The sequence below is a fragment of the Microbaculum marinum genome (assembly GCF_037855135.1).
GTDB lineage: Bacteria > Pseudomonadota > Alphaproteobacteria > Rhizobiales > Tepidamorphaceae > Microbaculum > Microbaculum marinum.
Genome location: NZ_JAZHOF010000002.1, coordinates 34,672 through 53,372 on the forward strand (window position 1 = coordinate 34,672; position 18,701 = coordinate 53,372).

Annotated in this window: 21 protein-coding genes; 1 reads left to right on the top strand and 20 read right to left on the bottom strand. The window is 66.7% G+C overall.

Features of this window, described 5'->3' with window-relative positions; translation table 11 throughout:
* The 14 genes from ugpE to V3328_RS03705 form a co-directional block, all read right to left on the bottom strand.
* On the bottom strand, window positions 1-849 hold the full coding sequence (gene ugpE, locus V3328_RS03640; protein ID WP_340328296.1) for a sn-glycerol-3-phosphate ABC transporter permease UgpE: 849 nt from the start codon (window positions 847-849) through the stop codon (window positions 1-3).
* Between the two features lie 8 nt (window positions 850-857).
* Window positions 858-1,742 carry a sn-glycerol-3-phosphate ABC transporter permease UgpA gene (ugpA, locus tag V3328_RS03645; protein ID WP_340328297.1) on the bottom strand — a complete coding sequence of 295 codons (885 nt, stop codon included), beginning with the start codon at window positions 1,740-1,742 and terminating at the stop codon, window positions 858-860.
* Between the two features lie 57 nt (window positions 1,743-1,799).
* Window positions 1,800-3,140, bottom strand: coding sequence for a sn-glycerol-3-phosphate ABC transporter substrate-binding protein UgpB (gene ugpB, locus V3328_RS03650; protein WP_340328298.1), 1,341 nt, complete (start codon window positions 3,138-3,140; stop codon window positions 1,800-1,802).
* 138 nt (window positions 3,141-3,278) lie between these two features.
* Entirely contained in the window at window positions 3,279-4,100 is an 822-nt protein-coding gene (locus V3328_RS03655) for a sugar phosphate isomerase/epimerase family protein (protein WP_340328299.1), read from the bottom strand.
* 5 nt (window positions 4,101-4,105) lie between these two features.
* Complete coding sequence (locus V3328_RS03660; protein ID WP_340328300.1) at window positions 4,106-5,275, bottom strand: dihydrodipicolinate synthase family protein; 1,170 nt, start codon at window positions 5,273-5,275, stop codon at window positions 4,106-4,108.
* Window positions 5,276-5,294: 19 nt separating this feature from the next.
* Window positions 5,295-6,446, bottom strand: coding sequence for a Gfo/Idh/MocA family protein (locus V3328_RS03665; protein WP_340328301.1), 1,152 nt, complete (start codon window positions 6,444-6,446; stop codon window positions 5,295-5,297).
* 3 nt (window positions 6,447-6,449) lie between these two features.
* Window positions 6,450-7,886, bottom strand: coding sequence for an enolase C-terminal domain-like protein (locus V3328_RS03670; RefSeq protein ID WP_340328302.1), 1,437 nt, complete (start codon window positions 7,884-7,886; stop codon window positions 6,450-6,452).
* A complete protein-coding gene (locus V3328_RS03675) occupies window positions 7,886-8,707 on the bottom strand; it encodes a sugar phosphate isomerase/epimerase family protein (RefSeq protein ID WP_340328303.1) in 822 nt (273 codons plus the stop codon). The genes V3328_RS03670 and V3328_RS03675 overlap by 1 nt, the downstream gene beginning before the upstream one ends.
* Window positions 8,708-8,712: 5 nt before the next feature.
* Window positions 8,713-9,432: a cupin domain-containing protein gene (locus tag V3328_RS03680; protein ID WP_340328304.1), complete on the bottom strand. Its 720-nt coding sequence runs from the start codon at window positions 9,430-9,432 to the stop codon at window positions 8,713-8,715.
* Window positions 9,429-11,006, bottom strand: coding sequence for a tripartite tricarboxylate transporter permease (locus V3328_RS03685; protein WP_340328305.1), 1,578 nt, complete (start codon window positions 11,004-11,006; stop codon window positions 9,429-9,431). The genes V3328_RS03680 and V3328_RS03685 overlap by 4 nt, the downstream gene beginning before the upstream one ends.
* A 13-nt stretch (window positions 11,007-11,019) precedes the next feature.
* On the bottom strand, window positions 11,020-11,634 hold the full coding sequence (locus V3328_RS03690; RefSeq protein WP_340328306.1) for a hypothetical protein: 615 nt from the start codon (window positions 11,632-11,634) through the stop codon (window positions 11,020-11,022).
* 95 nt (window positions 11,635-11,729) lie between these two features.
* Window positions 11,730-12,740 (bottom strand): Bug family tripartite tricarboxylate transporter substrate binding protein, encoded by a 1,011-nt coding sequence (locus V3328_RS03695; protein ID WP_340328307.1) that lies wholly within the window; start codon window positions 12,738-12,740, stop codon window positions 11,730-11,732.
* A gap of 125 nt (window positions 12,741-12,865) precedes the next feature.
* Window positions 12,866-13,549 (bottom strand): TetR family transcriptional regulator, encoded by a 684-nt coding sequence (locus V3328_RS03700; protein ID WP_340328308.1) that lies wholly within the window; start codon window positions 13,547-13,549, stop codon window positions 12,866-12,868.
* 122 nt (window positions 13,550-13,671) lie between these two features.
* Window positions 13,672-14,145, bottom strand: a complete 474-nt coding sequence (locus V3328_RS03705) for an Lrp/AsnC family transcriptional regulator (protein WP_340328309.1) — start codon at window positions 14,143-14,145, stop codon at window positions 13,672-13,674.
* A 150-nt stretch (window positions 14,146-14,295) separates the two neighbouring features.
* Between V3328_RS03705 and V3328_RS03710 the strand changes: the two genes are divergently transcribed.
* Entirely contained in the window at window positions 14,296-14,613 is a 318-nt protein-coding gene (locus V3328_RS03710; RefSeq protein WP_340328310.1) for a hypothetical protein, read from the top strand.
* Window positions 14,614-14,625: 12 nt separating this feature from the next.
* On the opposite strand, the gene V3328_RS03715 is transcribed toward V3328_RS03710, so the two are convergent.
* The 6 genes from V3328_RS03715 to V3328_RS03740 are packed head-to-tail and all read right to left on the bottom strand — an operon-like array spanning window position 14,626 to window position 18,691.
* The gene (locus V3328_RS03715) at window positions 14,626-15,093 is read right to left on the bottom strand and encodes a GNAT family N-acetyltransferase (RefSeq protein WP_340328311.1); all 468 of its coding nucleotides are present in this window, start codon (window positions 15,091-15,093) and stop codon (window positions 14,626-14,628) included.
* Entirely contained in the window at window positions 15,090-15,524 is a 435-nt protein-coding gene (locus V3328_RS03720) for a MaoC/PaaZ C-terminal domain-containing protein (RefSeq protein WP_340328312.1), read from the bottom strand. The genes V3328_RS03715 and V3328_RS03720 overlap by 4 nt, the downstream gene beginning before the upstream one ends.
* Window positions 15,521-15,940, bottom strand: a complete 420-nt coding sequence (locus V3328_RS03725) for an FAS1-like dehydratase domain-containing protein (RefSeq protein WP_340328313.1) — start codon at window positions 15,938-15,940, stop codon at window positions 15,521-15,523. The genes V3328_RS03720 and V3328_RS03725 overlap by 4 nt, the downstream gene beginning before the upstream one ends.
* Window positions 15,940-16,743, bottom strand: coding sequence for an ABC transporter permease (locus tag V3328_RS03730; protein ID WP_340328314.1), 804 nt, complete (start codon window positions 16,741-16,743; stop codon window positions 15,940-15,942). Before V3328_RS03730 ends, V3328_RS03725 begins: the two co-directional genes overlap by 1 nt.
* A complete protein-coding gene (locus tag V3328_RS03735) occupies window positions 16,740-17,636 on the bottom strand; it encodes an ABC transporter permease (RefSeq protein WP_340328315.1) in 897 nt (298 codons plus the stop codon). Before V3328_RS03735 ends, V3328_RS03730 begins: the two co-directional genes overlap by 4 nt.
* A 29-nt stretch (window positions 17,637-17,665) precedes the next feature.
* Window positions 17,666-18,691, bottom strand: a complete 1,026-nt coding sequence (locus tag V3328_RS03740; RefSeq protein WP_340328316.1) for an extracellular solute-binding protein — start codon at window positions 18,689-18,691, stop codon at window positions 17,666-17,668.
* Between the last annotated feature and the right edge of the window lie 10 nt (window positions 18,692-18,701).

Below are 18,701 nucleotides of genomic sequence, written 5' to 3' on the forward strand. Positions count from 1 at the left end.
CTATTTCTCCTGTTCGATGAGGCCCTGCACGAACAGCCGCTGCATCAGCAGGATCACGACGACCGGCGGCAGCATGGCGAGGATCGCGGTCGCCATGATCAGGTGCCAGAGCGGCTCGGAATCGGGCACCGCAACCATCCGCTGGATACCCATGACGGCGGTGTAGTAGCTGGCGTCCGTGGTCACCAGCAGCGGCCACAGGTACTGGTTCCAGCCGTAGATGAAGAGGATCACGAACAGCGCTGCGATGTTGGTGCGCGACAACGGCAGCAGGATGTCGCGGAAGAACTTCATCGGCCCGGCGCCGTCGATGCGCGCCGCTTCCGTCAGTTCGTCCGGGATCGTCAGGAAGACCTGACGGAACAGGAAGGTGGCGGTGGCAGAGGCGACCAGCGGCATGATGAGGCCCGCATAGCTGTTCAGCAGGCCGAGCGAGGCTGCGACCTCGTAGGTCGGCAGGATCCGCACCTCGACGGGCAGCATCAGCGTCAGGAAGATGATCCAGAAGGCCGCCAGCCGGAACGGGAACCGGAAGTAGACGATGGCGAATGCCGAGAGGAGGGACACCGTGATCTTGCCGGCCGCGATGCCGAGCGCCATGATCGTGCTGTTGACCAGCATCAGGCCGATTGGCGGTGCCCCGGCGGTCGACTCGCCCCGGGACAGCACCTGCCAGTAGTTCTCAAGCAGCCGGTCGCCGGGCCACATCGGCATCAGCCCGGAGAGGAAGTCGCTCGGCCCGTGCGTCGAGGCGACGAAGGCGATCCACACCGGCAGCGCCACGAACCCGGCGCCCAGCACCAGCGTCAGGTGCGTCAGGACGGTCAGTAGCGGGCGGCGTTCAACCATTCCGGCGCTCAGTAGTGCACGCGCCGCTCGATGAAGCGGAACTGGATGACCGTGAGCGCGATGACGACGATCATCAGTATCACCGACTGGGCCGCCGAGGAGCCGAGGTTGAGGCCGATGAAGCCGTCGCGGAACACCTTGTACACGAGGATCGTGGTCGCTTGGCCCGGCCCGCCATTTGTGGTCGCGTGGACGATGCCGAAGGTATCGAAGAAGGCGTAGACGAGGTTCACCACGACGAGGAAGAACGTTGTCGGCGACAACAGCGGCAGCGTGATCGTGAAAAATCGCTTCACCGGCCCCGCCCCGTCGATGGCACCGGCTTCCAGCAGCGAGCGCGGGATCGACTGCAGGCCGGCGAGAAAGAAGACAAAGTTGTAGGAAACCTGCTTCCAGGCGGCCGCGACGATGATCAGGATCATCGCCTGCTCGCCGTCGAGCACGTGGTTCCAGGAGACGCCGAGACCCCTCAGGAGATAGGCGATGATTCCGATCGAAGGATTGAACATCAGCCACCACAGCACCCCGGCCAGGACCGGCGCGACGGCATAGGGCCAGATCACCAGGGTCTTGTAGACGGTCGATCCGCGCAGCACCCGGTCGGCGGCGACCGCCAGCAGCAGCGCGAGACCCATCGACAGGATGGCCGTTGCCGCGGAGAACACCACGGTTACCCGGACGACGGCGAGATAATTCGGGTCCTCGAACAGCCGGACGAAATTGTCGAGGCCCACAAACTTCACCGACAGGCCGAAGGCGTCCTGACGCAGCACCGACTGATAGATCGCCTGGCTTGCCGGCCACAGGAAGAACACGCCGGTGATTGCAAGCTGCGGGGCGAGCAGCGCGGCGGGCAGCCAGACGCCGGCGAAACTGACGCGCTTGTCCGTCATTGCAGGGACCCTGGACGGCGGACCGGCACCGGCCCGCCGTCCGGAGCTGGAACCGCCTCAGGACGCGTTCTGGTCTTCGAACTCGCGCAGCAGCCGGTTGCCGCGCTCGACGGCGTCGTCGAGCCCCTGCTCGGCGGACTTCGCGCCGGACCAGACCTCCTCGAGCTCCTCGTTGATGACGTCGCGGATCTGGACGAAGTTGCCCAGGCGCAAGCCCTTGGAGTTCTCGGTCGGCGGGTTCAGGTTCATCTGCAGAACCGAGGTGTCGGCGCCCGGGTTCTCCTTGTAGTAGCCCTGCTCCCTGGTGAGGTCGTAGGCGGCGGTTGTGATCGGCAGGTAGCCGGTCTCCTCGTGCCACCAGGACTGCACTTCCGGCGAGGACAGGTAGGTGAAGAACTTCGCCGCGCCCTTGTATTCCTCGTCGCCGTGGCCGGACAGGACCCACAGGGTGGCGCCGCCGATGATCGAGTTCTGGGGCGCGCCGTCGACGTCCTCGTAGTAGGGCAGCATGCCGACGCCGACGTCGAAGTCCTTGGCGTTGGTGCGAATGCCGGCGAGCGCGGCGGACGAGTTCATGTACATGGCGCATTCGCCCGAATAGAACTTCGGCGCCGAATCCGAGCGGCGGCCGCCGTAGTCGAATATCTTCGACTTCTGCCACTCCGCCATGTTGGCGATGTGCCGCTTCTGCAGCGGGCCGTTGAACTCCAGAACGGTGTCGATACCGCCGAAGCCGTTGGCGTTGGAGGCGAAGGGCACATTGTGCAGGGACGAGAAGTTCTCGAGCTGCACCCAGGACTGCCAGCCGGTGGTGAAGCCGCACGGTGCCGCGCCGGCATCGATGATCTTCCTGGAGAACTCTTCGACGTCGCCCCAGGTCTTCGGCGGCGTGTTCGCATCGAGCCCTGCCTTCTCGAAGACGTTCTTGTTGTAGTAGAGGATCGGCGTCGAGGAGTTGAACGGCATCGACAGCATGTTGCCGTCGGTGTCGGTGTAGTAGCCGACGACGGCCTGCAGATAGGCGTTCGGGTCGAACGGCTCGCCGGACTTCTCCATCAGCTCGTAGACCGGATAGATCGCGCCCTTGGCGGCCATCATCGTTCCGGTGCCGACCTCGAAGACCTGGACGATGGTCGGATGCTCCCTGGCGCGGAACGCCGCGATCGCCGCCGTCATCGTCTCGGTGTAGTTGCCCTTGTAGACCGGCACGACCTGGTAGTCGGACTGGGTGGCGTTGAAGTCGCTTGCGATCTTCTCGACCTTCTGGCCGAGTTCGCCGCCCATCGCGTGCCACCATACGACTTCGGTGGCCGCATGGGCGGCGCTGGAACCGAGCGCCACACCGGCCAGCGCGGCGCCCGTCAGCGCGATGCTTCCGGCGGTCCGGAAAATGTTCATGGAGATCCTCCTTCGGGTCGGCGTCCCGCTCGACGCCCCAAGGAGGCAGGCGTTATCACCGCCGCCTGACGGACCGATTGCAGTTTGATTGCGAAACGGTGACAGCCTGTGGAGGGCGGCCGCCAAAATCGCCGCCTGCTACACCGCGGATTCGATCCGGCTCCTGACGGTTGCCATGACCTCGTCGCGATCACGCGTCCACCAGTCGAGCTCGGAGAAGATCTCGACCTCGTAGAGACCGTCGTAGCCGACGCCCTCCACCCAGGAGCGGATCTTCGGGATATCGATGACGCCGTCGCCCATCATGCCGCGGTCGGTGAGAAGATGCCTCGTCGGCACCAGCCAGTCGCAGACATGGAAGGCGAGGATCCGCTCCTTGCCCGCGCGCCGGATCTGCGCCTCGAGTTCGGGATCCCACCACAGGTGGTACACGTCGACGGCCAGCCCGACGCCGTCGCCGAGCCGGTCGCACAGGTCATTGGCCTGCCCCAGCGTGTTCACCGACGCCCGGTCGGCCGCGTACATCGGGTGCAACGGCTCGATCGCCAGCGGCATGCCGGCCGGCCGGGCATGGTCGAGCAGCGCGCCGAGGCCGTCCTCGATCTGGGCCCGAGCGTCGGCAAGGTCCTTCGATCCCTCCGGCAGCCCGCCCGCGACGAGAACCAGGCAGTTGGCGCCGATCGCCACCGCCTCGTCGACCGCCCGCCGGTTGTCGTCGAGCGCCGCCTGGCGCCCGGCCGGCGTCGGCGCGGTGAACATCCCGGCCCGACACAGGCCGGTGACCTCCAGCCCGGAGTCGCGGATCATCCGCGCCGATTCACCGATGCCGGCCGCCTGCACCAGATCGCGCCAGGGCGAGATGCCGGCAAAGCCGTGCCGGACGCAGCCCTCGACGCATTGCCGCAGGTCGCAGCCCTCCACCGTCGCGCTGTTGAGCGAGGCCTTCGAAGAATCCGCCATGTCGTTCAGACTCCGATTCCGTGGGTCGCCATGACACGGGCGGCCCTGTCGGCCGCCTGGGAAGGATCGCGCAGCAGCCCGGCCTTGTCGGCAAGCCGCACGATCTCGGCCAGATGTACCGCCGAGCGCGCGCTCTCCTGGCCGCCGAGCATGGTGAAGTGGTCCTGGTGGCCGTTCAGATAGGCCATGAACACGATGCCGGTCTTGTAGAACCGTGTGGGCGCCTTGAAGATGTGGCGCGACAGCGGCACGGTCGGTGCGAACGTGTCGTGGTAGAGCGCGGTGTCGTTGCGTCTCAGCGCCACCAGCGCAGCGCTCGCCGCCGGGGCGATCGCGTCGAATATGCCGAGGAGGGCGTGCGAAAATCCTTCCGAGTCGCCCTCGATCAGGTCGGCATAGTTGAAGTCGTCGCCGGTATACATCCGGACTCCGGAGGGCAGCCGGCGGCGCATGGCGATCTCCTTCTCGCTGCTCAGCAGCGAGATCTTGATGCCGTCGACCTTGTCGGCGTTGTCGGCGATCACCTTCAGGCAGACCTCCATCGCCGCCATGTGGTCGTCGTGTCCCCAGTAGCCGGCAAGTGCGGGGTCGAACATCTCGCCGAGCCAGTGCAGGATCACCGGCTCGCGAACCTGGGACAGTATGCGGCCGTAGACCCGTGCGTAATCGTCGGGAGAGCTGGCGCAGGCGGCCAGCGCCCGGCTCGCCATCAGGATGATCCGCCCGCCGGCGGCCTCGACCGCCGAGCACTGTTCCTCGTAGGCCGCGATGACGTCATCGATGGTTACGCCCGGCGTGACCGGAAGATGGTCTGTTCCGGCGCCGCAGGCGATGACCGCCTCGGGACCGAAGTCGCGGGCGCAGTCGACCGACCGGCGGATCAGCTCCAGCGCGTTCGGCCACGACAGGCCCATGCCGCGCTGCGCGGTATCCATCGATTCGGCGACGCCGAGCCCGAGGCTCCACAGATGGCGGCGGAAGGCGAGCGTGGCATCCCAGTCGATGGCCTCGTCGAGCCAGGGATCGTTGTCTGCCATCGGGTCGCGCACCACGTGGGCGGCGCCATAGGCGATGCGCGGCAGCGGCGTGCCGTCGACGGCCGGGAAGCTGCGCGGATCCGACAGCGAATAGCGCTCGACGCCGCCATCGGACGTGGGAAGGGAAAGACCGGTCATCGCATGCCTCCCGGGCAGGTCAAAGGGTCAGATCGGGAACGTCGAGCCAGCGGCGCTCCGCCCAGCTCTTCAGCCCCAGCTCGGCAAGCTGGACGCCCTTGGCACCTTCCAGCAGCGTGTACCTCCACGGCGTGTCCGCGCAGACGTGGCGGATGAACTCTTCCCACTGCGACCGGAAGCCGTTCTCGAAGGCGAAGTTGTCGGGGACCTCCTCCCAGTCGTCGAAGAAGTCCATGGCTTGCGGCACGTCGGGGTTCCAGACCGGCTTCGGCGTGTTGACGCGATGCTGAGTCAGGCACTTGTGCAGTCCGGCGACCGCCGAGCCGTGGGTGCCGTCGACATGGAAGGTGACGAGGTCGTCGCGGCGCACCCGCGTGCACCAGGACGAGTTCATCTGGGCGACGATGCCGCCTTCCAGTTCGAAGGTCGCGTAGGCCGCGTCGTCTGAATCGGCGGCATACTCCTCGCCGGCTTCGTCCCAGCGAGCGGGAATGTGGTTGGCGCCGAGACAACTTACCGCCCTGACCGGCGCGATCGTGTTGTCGAGCACGTAGCGCCAGTGGCACAGCATGTCGATGATGATGCCGCCGCCGTCGGCCTTGCGATAGTTCCAGCTCGGCCGCTGCGCGCTCTGCCAGTCGCCCTCGAACACCCAGTAGCCGAATTCGCCGCGCACCGACAGGATGCGGCCGAAGAAGCCGGCGTCGCGCAACATCTTCAGCTTGATCAGGCCGGGCAGGTAGATCTTGTCGTGCACGACGCCGTTCTTGACGCCTTTCGAGGCGGCGTAGCGGGCGATTTCCAATGCGGCGTCCAGCGTCTCGGCGATCGGCTTCTCGCAGTAGACATGCTTGCCCGCGTCGATCGCCTTGCGCAGCAGACCGGCACGCATCTGCGTCGAGCCGGCATCGAAGAAGATCGTGTCGTTGCGATCGGCCAGGGCGGCGTCGAGATCGGCCGTGTGCCGGGCGACGTTGTAGCGTCTGGCCAGCTCGGCGACCTTCTCGGCATTGCGCCCGACCAGGATCGGGTCCGGCATCACGCGGTCGCCGTTCGGCAGCACGACGCCGCCATCCTCGCGGATCGCCAGGATCGACCGGATCAGGTGCTGGTTCATACCCATCCTGCCGGTCACGCCGTGCATGACGATGCCGAGCCGCTGAACTGCCATCGATTATTCTCCTGGTAGGGATGTTCGTGTCGCTGTGAGGGAAACGGGCCGCATCGCGGCGAAATCGGGTAGGGCGGAGGAGGCGAAGCCCGGTCTGTCGATCGAGCCCAGCGCGATCCTGCCGGCCGCGATCGTCAGGCAGGTACTGCCATAGACGTCGCGGTAGAGATCCGGGTGCGCGTCGCGGAAGGCGGCCTGCTCGTCCGGCGGCGCGCCGGCCATGCCGAGCACGTAGTGGTGGCCGTTGCGTTCGACGTGGCCGATGCCGAGCAGCGAGACCAGGGCGAGATCCTGCTGGACGGCGAGGCCGGCCTGGCAGGTGAGGTCCTCGCCGGACAGGAAGAAGCCGGCCGCCGGATCGGCCGCCCGCCAGGCGCTGCAGCGGGCCGCGTTGAGCAACGACTTGTACAGCCCCTTGCACGCCTTGCTGGAGACGCCCGCATAGCCGAGGTCGCGCGCCCAGCGGAAGGCATCGAGGGTCGCGTCGGATTCGTCGATGATGACGGGTTTGAGCGTCGCCAGGGCCGAGATGTCGCGCGACAGCGCCGTCGCCCGGGTCACCGGCTGCTCGATGAACAGGACGCGGGAGGCGAGCTTCCGGAGGCGCGGCTCGGCGAGGATCGCCCGCCACAGCTCGACGATGCCGTCGGCGTCCGCATACTGCTCGTTGCCGTCGAGGGTCGCCCGGTAGTCGACCGGGTCGAGCACTTCGGCGATCCGGATCAGGCGGTCGAGGTCGGCCGACAGGTTGCCGCCGATCTTCAGCTTGAAGTAGGTCTGGCCGTAGGCGGAGATCACCTCCTCCAGGGACTGCGGCAGTCCGTCGTGCAGGCGCGCGCCCTGCGGCATTTCGGCCGTCGCGAGCGGATCGAGCATGCCGACGGTGTGGCGCGCTGCGATCGAGTTCTGCATGTCCCGCCGGCCCAGGAAGCCGGCGATGTCGAAGCCCTGCAGGTCCGGCGTCAGGGACGCGTCGAGGCCGGGCAGGTTGACCCGGATCGCGTCGGCGAAGCTCGCTCCCTCGATCCGGCACAGCGCGTCGAGAACCGCCTTGTCGACCTCCGCCCCGCCGAAGGCGGCGGCCAGCGGCGGCATGTCGTCGACCCCGGCGAGATCGCGGCAGGTCGCCGCCGCCAGGCCGAACGCGGTCGCCGGTCCGGCCGCCCGGTAGGCCTCGACGGCGCGCCGGATCGACCGCCGCAGCTGCTCGAAATTGTCCTCGTTCGACAGGGACGGGTCCTTGTCGAACCACTTCGGCACCATCAGTTCGGCCGTCGTGCCCCAGCCTTCCCGGCCGTCGTCGGTGCGGATCCGCACCCGCAGGAAGACCTGCGGTGCGGTGTCCAGCGTCACGACGCCGAACCGGAACGGCAGGCGCAGCCTGACGTCGCGCTCGTAGAGCCGGGCTTCCTCCAGCCAAATTTTCGGCGCCACGCTCATCACGCCTCCAGAAGCCCGCGCAGATAGCCGATGGCCCGCGCGGCCACAGCGGCGCCATCTGGCGCGTAGACGAACGGCTCGACCGCGACGACCCTGTCGTAGCCGGTGTCGCGCAGGGCCCGCAGGATCGGCGCGAACTCGTCGCTTCCCTCGCCCGGCCCCCGGCGGTTGCGGTCGTTGACCTGGACGTGGCCGATCTTGCCCGTCGGCACCCATCGGCGGATCAGTCCGGCGACGGGTTCTGCTTCGGTCTGGGCCGCAGCCGACGTGTCGATCATCGTGCGGAAATGCGGATTGCCGACAGCGTCGGCGAGGCGGACGGCATCCTCGACCGTGTTGACGAAGGTCGTCTCGTTGCGCGCCAGCGGCTCGAAACAGTAGGTGACGCCGGCCGATTCGGCCGCCTCGGCGATCGGGCCCATGAGGTCGACCACACGCCTGAATGCTTCCTCCGGATCCAGGCCGGTGACGTCCCGCTGTTTCGGCGAGCCGTGCACCATCACCGAGCCGCCGAGATCGGCGCACAGGTCGACCAGCGCGAGCAGCACGTCGAGGGTTTTCCGGCGGACCGCGCCGTCCTCGCTGGTGATCGATAGGCCCTCCGGAGTCACCAGCAGCCAGTGCAGTCCGGTGATCCGCAGCCCGGCGTCCTCGGCGATGTTCCTGACTTCCCCGCGCTCGGCGGCGGACAGCCGGTGCGGCGCCTCGCCAAGCGTGAACGGTGCGACCTCCAGGCCGTCATAGCCGAGTGCGACGGCGAACGCGCATTGCTCGGCGAACGGCTTCTCGCGAATGACCTCGTTGCACAGCGATATCCGCATGGCGCTCACAGACCCGCCGCCAGATGGTCGACCTGCCGCAGCACGCCGCACATGCCGTAGACGATGCCGCGCGATCCGGCCTCCCCTGCGAGCACCGGATCGGCCTCGTCGACCGCGTCGGGAAGGGCGGCGAGCCGTGCGGCGTCGCGCTTCGCCCACTCGGCGGCTCCGTGCAGTACGGCATCGGCAAACGCCTCCTTGCGCCCGGCAAGGTCGGCGCGATGCACGGAAAGGAACCGGTCGAGTTCGGCCTCGTAGCCGCTGCGGTCGCGCTCCCACAGGTCGAGCAGCCGCATGTAGGCGCGCGCCGAGGCGTCGCGGCGGTCAAGCGCGCCGTCGAGCCCGGTCGAGACGAGGCCCTTGAGCCGCCGGAACTCCGCCGGGTCGGCATCGACCTCGGGGCCGAAATAGATCCGCGCGTCGCCGCGCTCGGGCAGGCCCGAATTGCCCATCACCGCAATCACCTCGACTGCGTCGGTGCTGACGGAGCGGTGCAGGGTGCCGGGCGGGAACTGGACGTAGTCGCCCTTCTTCAGCGGGATCGTGCGGAAGCCGTGCCTGCGGTCGTGCAGCTCGATTGCGCCCTCGCCGGCGATGCACAGATAGGCTTCCTCGGTGAGCGCGTGCACGTGCGCGCAGCCCGCCATCATGCCGTCCGGTCCGGGGCGCTGGTCGTAGACCTTGAGGTGGGTCAGGCCTATGCCGCCTATCATGCCCGCGGTCATCGACCCGCTTCTCCCTTTGGTCGTCGCAATGCGTGGCCGAGCATGCTGAACGGACGCATCGCCAGCCGCCGCGTCGGGCCGAAGCTCATGATCAGCGTGCCCAGGCACAGGAGCATCAGCACAACGCAGATCGGCCGGGTGAAGTAGAAGCCGAAGTCGCCGCCAGTGATCACCAGCGAGCGGCGGAAGCTCTTGTCGAAGATGTCGCCGAGCACGATGCCCAGCACCAGCGGCGCCATCGGATAGTTCATGCGGCGCAGGACGAAGCCGAGGATGCCGAACACCACCATCACCCACACGTCGAACATGCGCTGGGAAATCGCGTAGGAGCCGATCACGCACAGCACGAAGACGACGGGCATCAGCCGCTCGCGCGGGATCGACAGCACCTTGAGCAGCACCGGCGTCAGCAGGATTCCCAGGACGACGATGGCGATCGCCGCAAACAGCATCATCACCACGACCTGATACACGAACTCGGGCGACTCGATCATGATCATCGGGCCGGGCCGCACGCCGTGCAGCACCATGGCGGCCAGCAGCACGGCGGCCGGCGCCGAGCCGGGCACGCCGAGCGTCAGCACCGGGATCAGGGCGCCGGGCGGGGCGGCGCTGTTGCCGGTCTCCGCCGCCATCAGGCCTTCGACCGAGCCCTTGCCGAACTTTGCCTTCTCCTTCGAGGCGCGCCGCGCCGCGGCATAGGAGACCCAGGCGCCGATGTCCTCGCCGACGCCGGGAATGACCCCGATCAGCGTGCCGAGAATGCCGGACCGCCCGATGGTGCGGCGATAGCGGAAGATGTCGCGCGGATCGGGGATGACGTCGCGCAGCGTCGTCGTCGCCTTGATGATCTCGGCGCGCCGGTTGAACATCACCATGATCACCTCCGAGAAGCCGAAGGCGCCGACCATCGCCGGGATCAGGGCGATGCCTCCCTGCATCTCCGTGTAGCCGAAGGTGAAGCGGTCGGTCATGTAGAGGCCTTCCTGGCCGATCATCGCCACGCCGAGCCCCAGGAAGCCGGCGATCCATCCCTTGATCGGATCGTCCAGCGCGGTCAGCTGGCCCGAGATCAGGATGCCGAAGATCGCGAGCCAGAAGAACTCGTGCGTCTGGAACTTGAGCGCGTAGTCGGCAAGCAGCGGCGCGATGGTGGCCAGGAAGAACATGCCGATCAGCGTGCCGAGGAAGGATCCGGACGTTGCGATGCCCATGGCGGGCCCGGCCTTGCCCATCCTGGCCAGCGGATAGCCGTCCAGCGTGGTCGCGGCGTTCGCCGGCGTGCCCGGAATGTTGAGCAGGATGGCGCTGCGGCTGCCGCCGTAGATCGCCCCCACATAGAGGCAGATCAGGATCATCAGCGCCGCGTCGCGGTCCATTCGGTAGGTCAGAGTCGTCAGAAGGGCGACGCCCATCGTCGCGGTCAGGCCCGGCAGCATGCCGATGCACATGCCCAGCAGGGTCCCGCCGACGACGTAGAGCAGGATGATCGGCTCGCCGAACCCGGCCATCGCCGATCCGATGTAGCCGAGCGTCGTCGCCAGGTAGTCGAGGATGGCGCTGATCGCGTTCATGCCCGCTCCCCTGTCACGGCAAGGCGACGAAGAAGTAGCGCTCGAAGACGATCGTCACGAGCGCGCTGACGATGACCGCCATCAGCGCGGCATTGACCACGAGCCATGCCCGCGGCCGCCAGGCGGCGGGCAACGGCGCGCCGATTCCTGCGACCACGGCCGCAATGCCCGGCCATCGTTCGCTGAGCCGCTGCCAGCGGCGGGCGCCGTGCTCCGTGGCCAGCGGCCATTCGGCGATGACGACGAACAGGAAAACGAACAGGGCGGTCGCGGCGTCATAGGGGACGTGCCAGCCGCCGATCCGGGCCCCGACCAGGCCAACGGCATAGACGCTGCAGCCTGCCGCGGTGACCCCGCATCTCCACAGACCCGCGCGCTCGGCGGGATCTTCGGTGCGGATCGCCGACGGCCGGAAGCCCCCCGCGAGAGCCGAACGCACCAGCAGCGTCAGGGCGAGCAGCGCGATGACGACGCCCAGCAGTATCGGGACGCGGCCGGGCTCGCCGCCATCCTCGATGAAGCCGCCGGCGCCGGGCATCCCCAGGCCGGAGACGGCCATGTAGACGCCGACGATGAAAAAGCAGATCGATGCCCAGAAATCGGCAGCGTGCATCCGCGATGTGGCCATCACATGCTACCCGATGGAAAATGTGCGCGCGAGACGGTCCCGCAGGAGACCCGGGCGGGCGCCGCCGCCGCGGCCCCCTGCGGTTGGAGGTCGGGTCAGGGCCTCGGGATGCCGATCGTGTCCGGGCTGACCTTCGACTTGCCGCCGTCGTGGATCTGCCAGGCATTGATCTGCGTGCTCGGAAACGCCTGTTCGTAGGCTTCCTCGCCGTGCTTCACGTTCAGCGACAGACCCTTGGAATCCGCGTATTCCTTGAGCTTCTGCGAGTTGGCGATCTTGTCGTCCCAGATCTGGTCCATCGTCGCGATCACGTCCTCCGGGGTGCCGTCCTTCGGAATCCAGATGCCGAAGTAGACCGGGCCGACCTTGGCATCCGGCACCGCATCCTTGATCGAGGGGATCGTGCCGATTCCCTCCAGGGTCACGGCTTCGTTGGTGAAGGCCGCCAGAGGCGTCAGCTTCTTGGCGCGCAGCATCTCGAACTGCTCGGAGATGAGCTGCGTGGTGATCTGGGATTCGCCGGCGACCGTCGCCATGACCGCGGGATTGCCGCCGTCGTAGGTGACCATCTTGTACTCACCGCCGGTCGCCGCCTTCAGCGCTTCGGCCGCGGCGCCGCTTGCCGAGTTGATTCCGCCGGTTGCGATCGTGACGCTGTCCGGATCGTCCTTCATCGCCGCGACGACGTCTTCCACCGACTTGAACTTTGAGTCCGGATTGGCCGACATCACCGTGAAGTTCACCAGGGCCAGGTAGAGATTCCAGTCCTTCAGGTGCGTATCGATCGCGCCGGTGACCCCGTAGGTGCCGAGGTCCTTGGCGGCGCCGGCAGTCCAGGTATAGCCGTCGTGATCGGCGTCGAGGGCGGCCTTGGTGCCGACCGCGCCGGCGCCACCGGGCTGGTTGACGACGACCACGGTCTGTCCGAGCGCATCCTCGATGTCCGCAGCAAGCAGGCGGACGACCTGGTCGGTCGAGCCGCCGGCGCCCCACGGAACGATGATGCGAAGCGGCTTTTCAGGCTGCCACTGCGCCTGAGCCGGGGCATGGACGCTGCCGGCGAGCAGAAGCGCCGCCACGCCGGTGACGATGGATTTCAGGATCATGTGTTTCCTCCCGTTGCGGATCATGAGGGCGTCCGCGTTTTTGATGGGTAACGACGCTAATAACTAACTGGTTGGTTACTACCCGAGTCAAGCCCATTTCTGCGGCCGGACCAGTCGTATCGTCATCAGGCGGGGGAGGCGGCTATCCCGGGGAGAGGGCTGGCCTCGGAGGTGTCGCGGCGGTCGCCTGACGTCGTCGTCAGATAGTCGACTATGATCGCCGTGATGTGGTCCAGGCGAACCTGCAGCGCCTGCTCGCTGTGCAGGTCGCGGTCGAAGATGGTCTCCAACGTGGCCGAATTCGAGAGGTAGAAGTACCCGATGCCGGCGATCGAGATGTAGAGCTGGACCGGGTCCACGCCGCTGCGGAACAGTCCCTGGCGCTCGCCGCGCTCGAGAACCTCGCCGATATAGCCGACCAGCGGAAAGTGCAGCGCCTTGATCCTGTTCGACTGCCGGATGTACTGGGCGTTGTAGAGGTTCTCGTTGTTGAGCAGCCGCATGAACTCGGGATGCTCGACGAAATAGTTGAAGGTGAACCGCACCAGTTCCCGGATCGCGTCGACTGGCTCGCGACTTTCCAGTTCGAGCTCCTGTTCGGCGGTGCGGATAGCCTCGTAGGCATGCTCCATCACGACGAGGTACAGCGCTTCCTTGTTGCCGAAATAGTGATAGAGCATGCGCTTGTTGGCGCCGGCCCGCTCCGCGATGGCGTCGACCCGGGCACCGCTGAGGCCCTTGTCTGCGAACTCGAACGCCGCAGCGTTCAGTATCCGCTCATAGGTCTGTTCTGGTTGTCGTTTTGCCATCGGCGTCCCGGATTCACTAACCGGTTATTTACTAATACCGTCCGGGCCCGTCAATTTGGCGGCAGATCCCGGTCCCGCACCCACGGCGATGGGTCCACTCGTCCCTGTCAGATGGGAGAGCATCACTCCTCGTCGGGCACGATCGAGTGGGTCCGTTTCAGGCACCGCAGGGCGAAGCTCGACCGCGAGTGGCGTATACCGGGAACCTTGTACAGCTTGGTGCGCAGGAATGCCTCGTAGCCGGCGGTCCCGTTCACCGCGACCTTGACGAAATAGTCGTACTCGCCGGTCGTCAGATAAACCTCCAGCACCTCCGGCATCTCGGCCATGGCGCGGCCGAAGACCTCGAGGATCTCGTCGTCGTGGCGTTCCAGCGTGACTTCGATGATTACGGTTTCCGTCGCGCCGAGCAGGCTCTGGTCGAGCACCGCCGTGTAGCCCTGGATGAACCCGTCACGCTCCAGGCGGCGCACCCGCTGCCAGCAGGGGCTGGCCGAGAGCCCGACCCGCTCCGCCAGTTCGTTGTTGGTCAGCCGTCCATCGGCGACCAGCGCCTGGAGAATGCGACGGTCGATCCGGTCAGGCGGCTTCGGCATAGTCGGCTCCAATCCGTTTGAGTAAGGAAAGATCATACTGCCTCTCCACCGAAATGCAAAAGGGTGATCTGCCAATCCGACATACAATGAAGAGATTCAAAAGGATATGATCCGCAATCCGGGATATGGTTTCGGGAAATGGAGGCCATTATGCATTTTGCCCGTTTCCGGTCGTCGCCGCCCTGCGATCACATGCCCCGGATGCTCGATACGCTTCGGCGCATGGGCTTCGAGGTGCACCGCGTGGTGATGGATTCAATCGACTCCGACCTGTCGTCGATCGAGGTCGTTTACCGGACCGCCGGTCACCTCGATCCTGCGACCTTCGTCGCGCGCCTTCAGGTGATGCCCGGCGTCTGCGACGTTACCGCAGGCAAGGCGCCGGACGGCGGCTGGGCACGACGTCCTGTCCCGACCGTTGAAAGGGACGGCGCCCGCACCGGCGAACTGGCGGGCTGCATGGCGTGAACAACGGCCGTCTCAAGGCGTGCCGATCGTCAGGTCGTACCTGACGTAGTCCTTGCGCTCGGCGAACTTGTCGTAGAAGCGCTGGGCAGCGACGTTGTGGTGCTGCGTCATCCAGAAGACCTTGTACCACCCCTGCTCGCGGCCGATCGCCGTCAGCGCGTCGACGATCGCCCGGGCGAGCCCCGTTCCGCGGGCATCCGGATGAACGTAGAGGTCCTGCAGATAGCAGATGTCGCCGGCGCTCCAGGTGAAGGGCAGGGCGAGGTAGAGCACGAAGCCGCGCGGCACGTTGTCCTCGTCCACGCCGATCAGGCACCGCAGCGGATGGCCGGGGTCGATCAGGCGCGCCCAGTTCACGTCCCCCATCGCGCGATTGCCCGGCTCGCCGGGGTCGAGAGAAATGAAGTCCTCCCACATTGCCAGGAAGGCGGCCCGATCTTCCTGGCGCGCGGCGCGGACCGGGCTTGGATCTGCCGTCACGTACGTTCTCCCTCATCTTCCGACCGGTCCTGACCGCCTGCGCGCAAGACACGCGCCGTGCCGGTTATGACGATGTCACCGGAGGCTCTGGACAGGACCAGTTCGACATCCGCAACGGTGCAATCCGCGTGGTCGCGGGTGTCGCCGGTGATGGTGCCGTGCGCGACCAGCCGGTCGCCCGGCCAGACCGGCGTCTGGAAACGCACCGCATAGGCCCGGATCGCGCCATGCCCGAACCATCTCGTCAGCGCCGTCGCCAGCAGCCCCGCCGACAGCATCCCGTGTCCCATGACGTCGGGAAGGCCTGCTTCTCGGGCGAACTCGGCGTCGTGGTGGAGCGGGTTGAAATCGCCGGAGGCCCCCGCGTAGCGTACGAAGTCCGTCCGCGTCAGCGCGGCGAACTCGACGGGCTCGAGGTCGCTGGCGTTCATCGCCCCGCCGCCTCCGTCTCGATCGTGGTCATGATTTCGCGGCAGACCGGCGCGCTGGTGTCGGCGTTGCGGTACTCGATGGCGACCCGGATGACGCGCATCGTGCCGCCGCGTCGCCCCGTCTTGATCTCGTCGGACAGCAGCCTCGCCTCGCCATGCAGCCTGTCTCCGGCGCGGATCGGTGCGAGATACTCGTAGCTCTGCGAGCCATGCACCGTTCGCGACCGGTCGACCGGCAGGATCTCCGTCACCAGCCTCTCGACGAACTCGGCGGAACAGGCGACGGTGAAGGTCGGCGGTGCGGTGACCGTGTCGTCCCGCCATGACGTGTCGCCGACGGCGCGGGCGAACTCGCGGAGCTTGCCAGCCTCGACACGGCAGTCCCAGGTCCCCAGGATCTCTCCGACCCTGGGCATCACGCAGCCTGCTCGAAGAGCCGACCGCGCCGCGCGACCACGAGCAGGATCACGAGCGCCAGCAGGTTGAACGCGATCAGCAGCGTCGCCACCGCCGTGATGGTCGGATTCACCTGGATGATCAGTTCGTTGAACATGCGCTTGGGGACGGTCAGGTGTGCGCCGGAGATGAACAGCGTCACCACCACCTCGTCGAAGCTCAGCACGAACGAGAATATCCAGGCGGCCGCGGCGCTCGGCCACAGGTTGGGCAGGACCACGTTCGTCAGGATCCGGAACTGCGAGGCACCGAGCGTGGCGGCGACCTGCTCGATGCGGATGTCGAAGCCGCGGATGGCCGCCTGCATCAGCAGGACCACGTAGGGCACGGCCAGGATCGTGTGGCCCAGCACCAGACCGGGAAAGGTTCCGAGCAGGCCGATGCGGGCAAAGAAGATGTAGAGCGCCACGGCGGTGATGATGCCCGGGACGATCATCGGCGCCACGAAATTGGCCTCCAGCAGCCGCCGGCCGAAGAAGCGGCCGCGTACCAGCACGTAGGCCGCCAGCGTGCCGCAGATCAGGGCGATGCTGCTCGACAGGGTGGCAAGCACGAGCGAGTTGATGCCGGCATCCACCCAGACCGACGTCCCGAACAGCGACTGGTACCAGCGCAGCGAGAAGCCGGGCGGCGGAAACTCCAGCGACTTGGCGTCCGAGAACGACATCGGCGCGACGATCAGCACCGGCAGGAACAGGAAGGTCAGCACCAGGAGGCCGTATACGGGAAGCCAGGAACGCGCGAGGTGCCGGAGCGGGTTCATTGCCGCCGCTCCCGCAGGGCCTGGTAGACGGCATAGAGCGACAGGGTGATCGCCATCAGCACCACAGAGACGACGGCTGCCATCTCCCAGCGCGCGAACCGGTTGATCAGCAGGTCCATCATGTTGGCGATCATCGGTACCCGGCCGCCGCCAAGCACGGCAGGCGTGATGTAGAAGCCGAGGCTCAGTATGAAGACGAGGATCGCCGAAGCGGCGAGCGTCGGGACGGTGAGCGGAAAGAACACCGTCCAGAAGATCCGCATGCGGCTCGCGCCGAGCGTTTCGGCAACCTGCAGCAGGCGCTTGTCGACGCTCATCATCATCGCGAACACCGGCAGTATCAGGAACGGCAGCAGCACGTTCGCCATGCCGATCAGTATGCCGAGTTCGTTGTAGAGGAACGCGATCGGTGTCTCGATGAGGCCTGCCCACTGCAGGCTTCGGTTCACCAGCCCGGCGCTGCCAAGGATGACGATCCAGGCGTATGTCCTGACCAGGATCGACACCCAGAACGTCGTCACCACCAGGCCGAGGACCACCATCCGTCCGCGTGGCCCGAGTTTCGTCGCCCAGTAGGCCAGCGGATAGCCGAGGACGACGCAGATCAGGGTGACCTCCAGGGAGATCAGAAACGTCCGCCAGATCACCCGCCCGTAGGAACTCGTGGCCAGGAAGTCGCCGAAGCGCCGCCATGTGATCCCCCCGGTCGCGGGATCGGTGATGCTCCAGTAGGCGGTGTTCAGGATCGGCAGGTCGAAAACGAACAGCGCGAGCAGCAGCATCGGCATGAGGAGCACCAGCAGCTCCCAGCGCCGCTCCGCGCGGCGCGGACGCGAGGACGCCGCGGCAACCCGTGCCGCGGCGTCCTGCGTCGATGTCGCCTCAACTCTCATCGGCCCTGCATTCGCTCAGCCGCCGACGACTACTGGTTCAGCTTGAAGTCGTTCCAGCGACGCTCCACTTCGGCAGCGTTGTCATGCCACCACTGGCCGTTGATCAGCCACTGCACGTCCTTGTTGGCAGGATAGGTCGGAAAGTTCTTCGCGACATCCTCCGATACGAGGCTGGCCAGGTCGGGGCTCGGCCCCGGGTACGGGATCGCCTCGACGAGGCAGGCCTGCTTTTCGGCGTTCGATTGCGCCGCCATCCACTTGTACAGCATGTCGCGCTCCTCGTCGGTGATGCCCTTGGCCACCACCCACCACGAGATGTCGAGCATGCCGTCGTTGAAGCTGTGCTCAACGCCTTCCTGGTCGATCACGCGTCCCGACCACGCGATCGCGTACTGCGCCTCGTTGTCCTTCAGGAGCTGGGCGGGCTGCGCGCCGGACTGCCACCAGATCGTGTCGCCCTTGATCCGCTCGAGCGTCTCGAAGGCCTTGTCGAGGTCGATCCCCTCGGCGACCTCGTCGGCAGTCATGCCGCCGCCCATCGCGGCAAACGCCAGCACGAACTCGGGGTAGTCGGGCAGCGCACGGCGGCCGGGAAAGTTCTCGGTGTCGAAGAACTCGGCGAAGTCCTTGGGCGCCTTGGCGTCGGACCGCCAGGCCATGATCGTCGAGTAGTACTGCGCGCCGAAGCCGTGTTCGTTCCTGGCCTCGTCGAACATCGGCTCGGGGTCCAGCTTCGTCCAGTCGATCGGCTCGATCAGGTCGGCGGCGATCATCCGGTAGAGGTCGCCGGTCGAGCCGTCGGTCGTCGTGTTGGTGATCACGCCCGATTTCGCCTGTGCCTGCAGCTTGGCGAAGCCGCCAGGCGATTCCGTGATCACCTTGATGCCCTCGTCGGCGAGCAGCGGCTCGTTCACGCACTTGTCGAGCGCATCGCCATATTCGCCGCCGGAGTTCATGACGTGGAGTTCGCCTTCGGCCTGGGCGCTGCCGGCCCAGGCGGCCACGGCCACTGACGCGGCAAACAGCAGCACCGCCTTGCCTGTTCGTATCTTCATTGGAGCACCT

Bases quoted from the DNA above. Each gene is read 5' to 3' on its own strand.
- ugpE (WP_340328296.1), bottom strand. From the start codon at position 849: ATGGTTGAACGCCGCCCGCTACTGACCGTCCTGACGCACCTGACGCTG.
- ugpA (WP_340328297.1), bottom strand. From the start codon at position 1,742: ATGACGGACAAGCGCGTCAGTTTCGCCGGCGTCTGGCTGCCCGCCGCG.
- ugpB (WP_340328298.1), bottom strand. From the start codon at position 3,140: ATGAACATTTTCCGGACCGCCGGAAGCATCGCGCTGACGGGCGCCGCG.
- V3328_RS03655 (WP_340328299.1), bottom strand. From the start codon at position 4,100: ATGGCGGATTCTTCGAAGGCCTCGCTCAACAGCGCGACGGTGGAGGGC.
- V3328_RS03660 (WP_340328300.1), bottom strand. From the start codon at position 5,275: ATGACCGGTCTTTCCCTTCCCACGTCCGATGGCGGCGTCGAGCGCTAT.
- V3328_RS03665 (WP_340328301.1), bottom strand. From the start codon at position 6,446: ATGGCAGTTCAGCGGCTCGGCATCGTCATGCACGGCGTGACCGGCAGG.
- V3328_RS03670 (WP_340328302.1), bottom strand. From the start codon at position 7,886: ATGAGCGTGGCGCCGAAAATTTGGCTGGAGGAAGCCCGGCTCTACGAG.
- V3328_RS03675 (WP_340328303.1), bottom strand. From the start codon at position 8,707: ATGCGGATATCGCTGTGCAACGAGGTCATTCGCGAGAAGCCGTTCGCC.
- V3328_RS03680 (WP_340328304.1), bottom strand. From the start codon at position 9,432: ATGACCGCGGGCATGATAGGCGGCATAGGCCTGACCCACCTCAAGGTC.
- V3328_RS03685 (WP_340328305.1), bottom strand. From the start codon at position 11,006: ATGAACGCGATCAGCGCCATCCTCGACTACCTGGCGACGACGCTCGGC.
- V3328_RS03690 (WP_340328306.1), bottom strand. From the start codon at position 11,634: ATGGCCACATCGCGGATGCACGCTGCCGATTTCTGGGCATCGATCTGC.
- V3328_RS03695 (WP_340328307.1), bottom strand. From the start codon at position 12,740: ATGATCCTGAAATCCATCGTCACCGGCGTGGCGGCGCTTCTGCTCGCC.
- V3328_RS03700 (WP_340328308.1), bottom strand. From the start codon at position 13,549: ATGGCAAAACGACAACCAGAACAGACCTATGAGCGGATACTGAACGCT.
- V3328_RS03705 (WP_340328309.1), bottom strand. From the start codon at position 14,145: ATGCCGAAGCCGCCTGACCGGATCGACCGTCGCATTCTCCAGGCGCTG.
- V3328_RS03710 (WP_340328310.1), top strand. From the start codon at position 14,296: ATGCATTTTGCCCGTTTCCGGTCGTCGCCGCCCTGCGATCACATGCCC.
- V3328_RS03720 (WP_340328312.1), bottom strand. From the start codon at position 15,524: ATGAACGCCAGCGACCTCGAGCCCGTCGAGTTCGCCGCGCTGACGCGG.
- V3328_RS03725 (WP_340328313.1), bottom strand. From the start codon at position 15,940: ATGCCCAGGGTCGGAGAGATCCTGGGGACCTGGGACTGCCGTGTCGAG.
- V3328_RS03730 (WP_340328314.1), bottom strand. From the start codon at position 16,743: ATGAACCCGCTCCGGCACCTCGCGCGTTCCTGGCTTCCCGTATACGGC.
- V3328_RS03735 (WP_340328315.1), bottom strand. From the start codon at position 17,636: ATGAGAGTTGAGGCGACATCGACGCAGGACGCCGCGGCACGGGTTGCC.
- V3328_RS03740 (WP_340328316.1), bottom strand. From the start codon at position 18,691: ATGAAGATACGAACAGGCAAGGCGGTGCTGCTGTTTGCCGCGTCAGTG.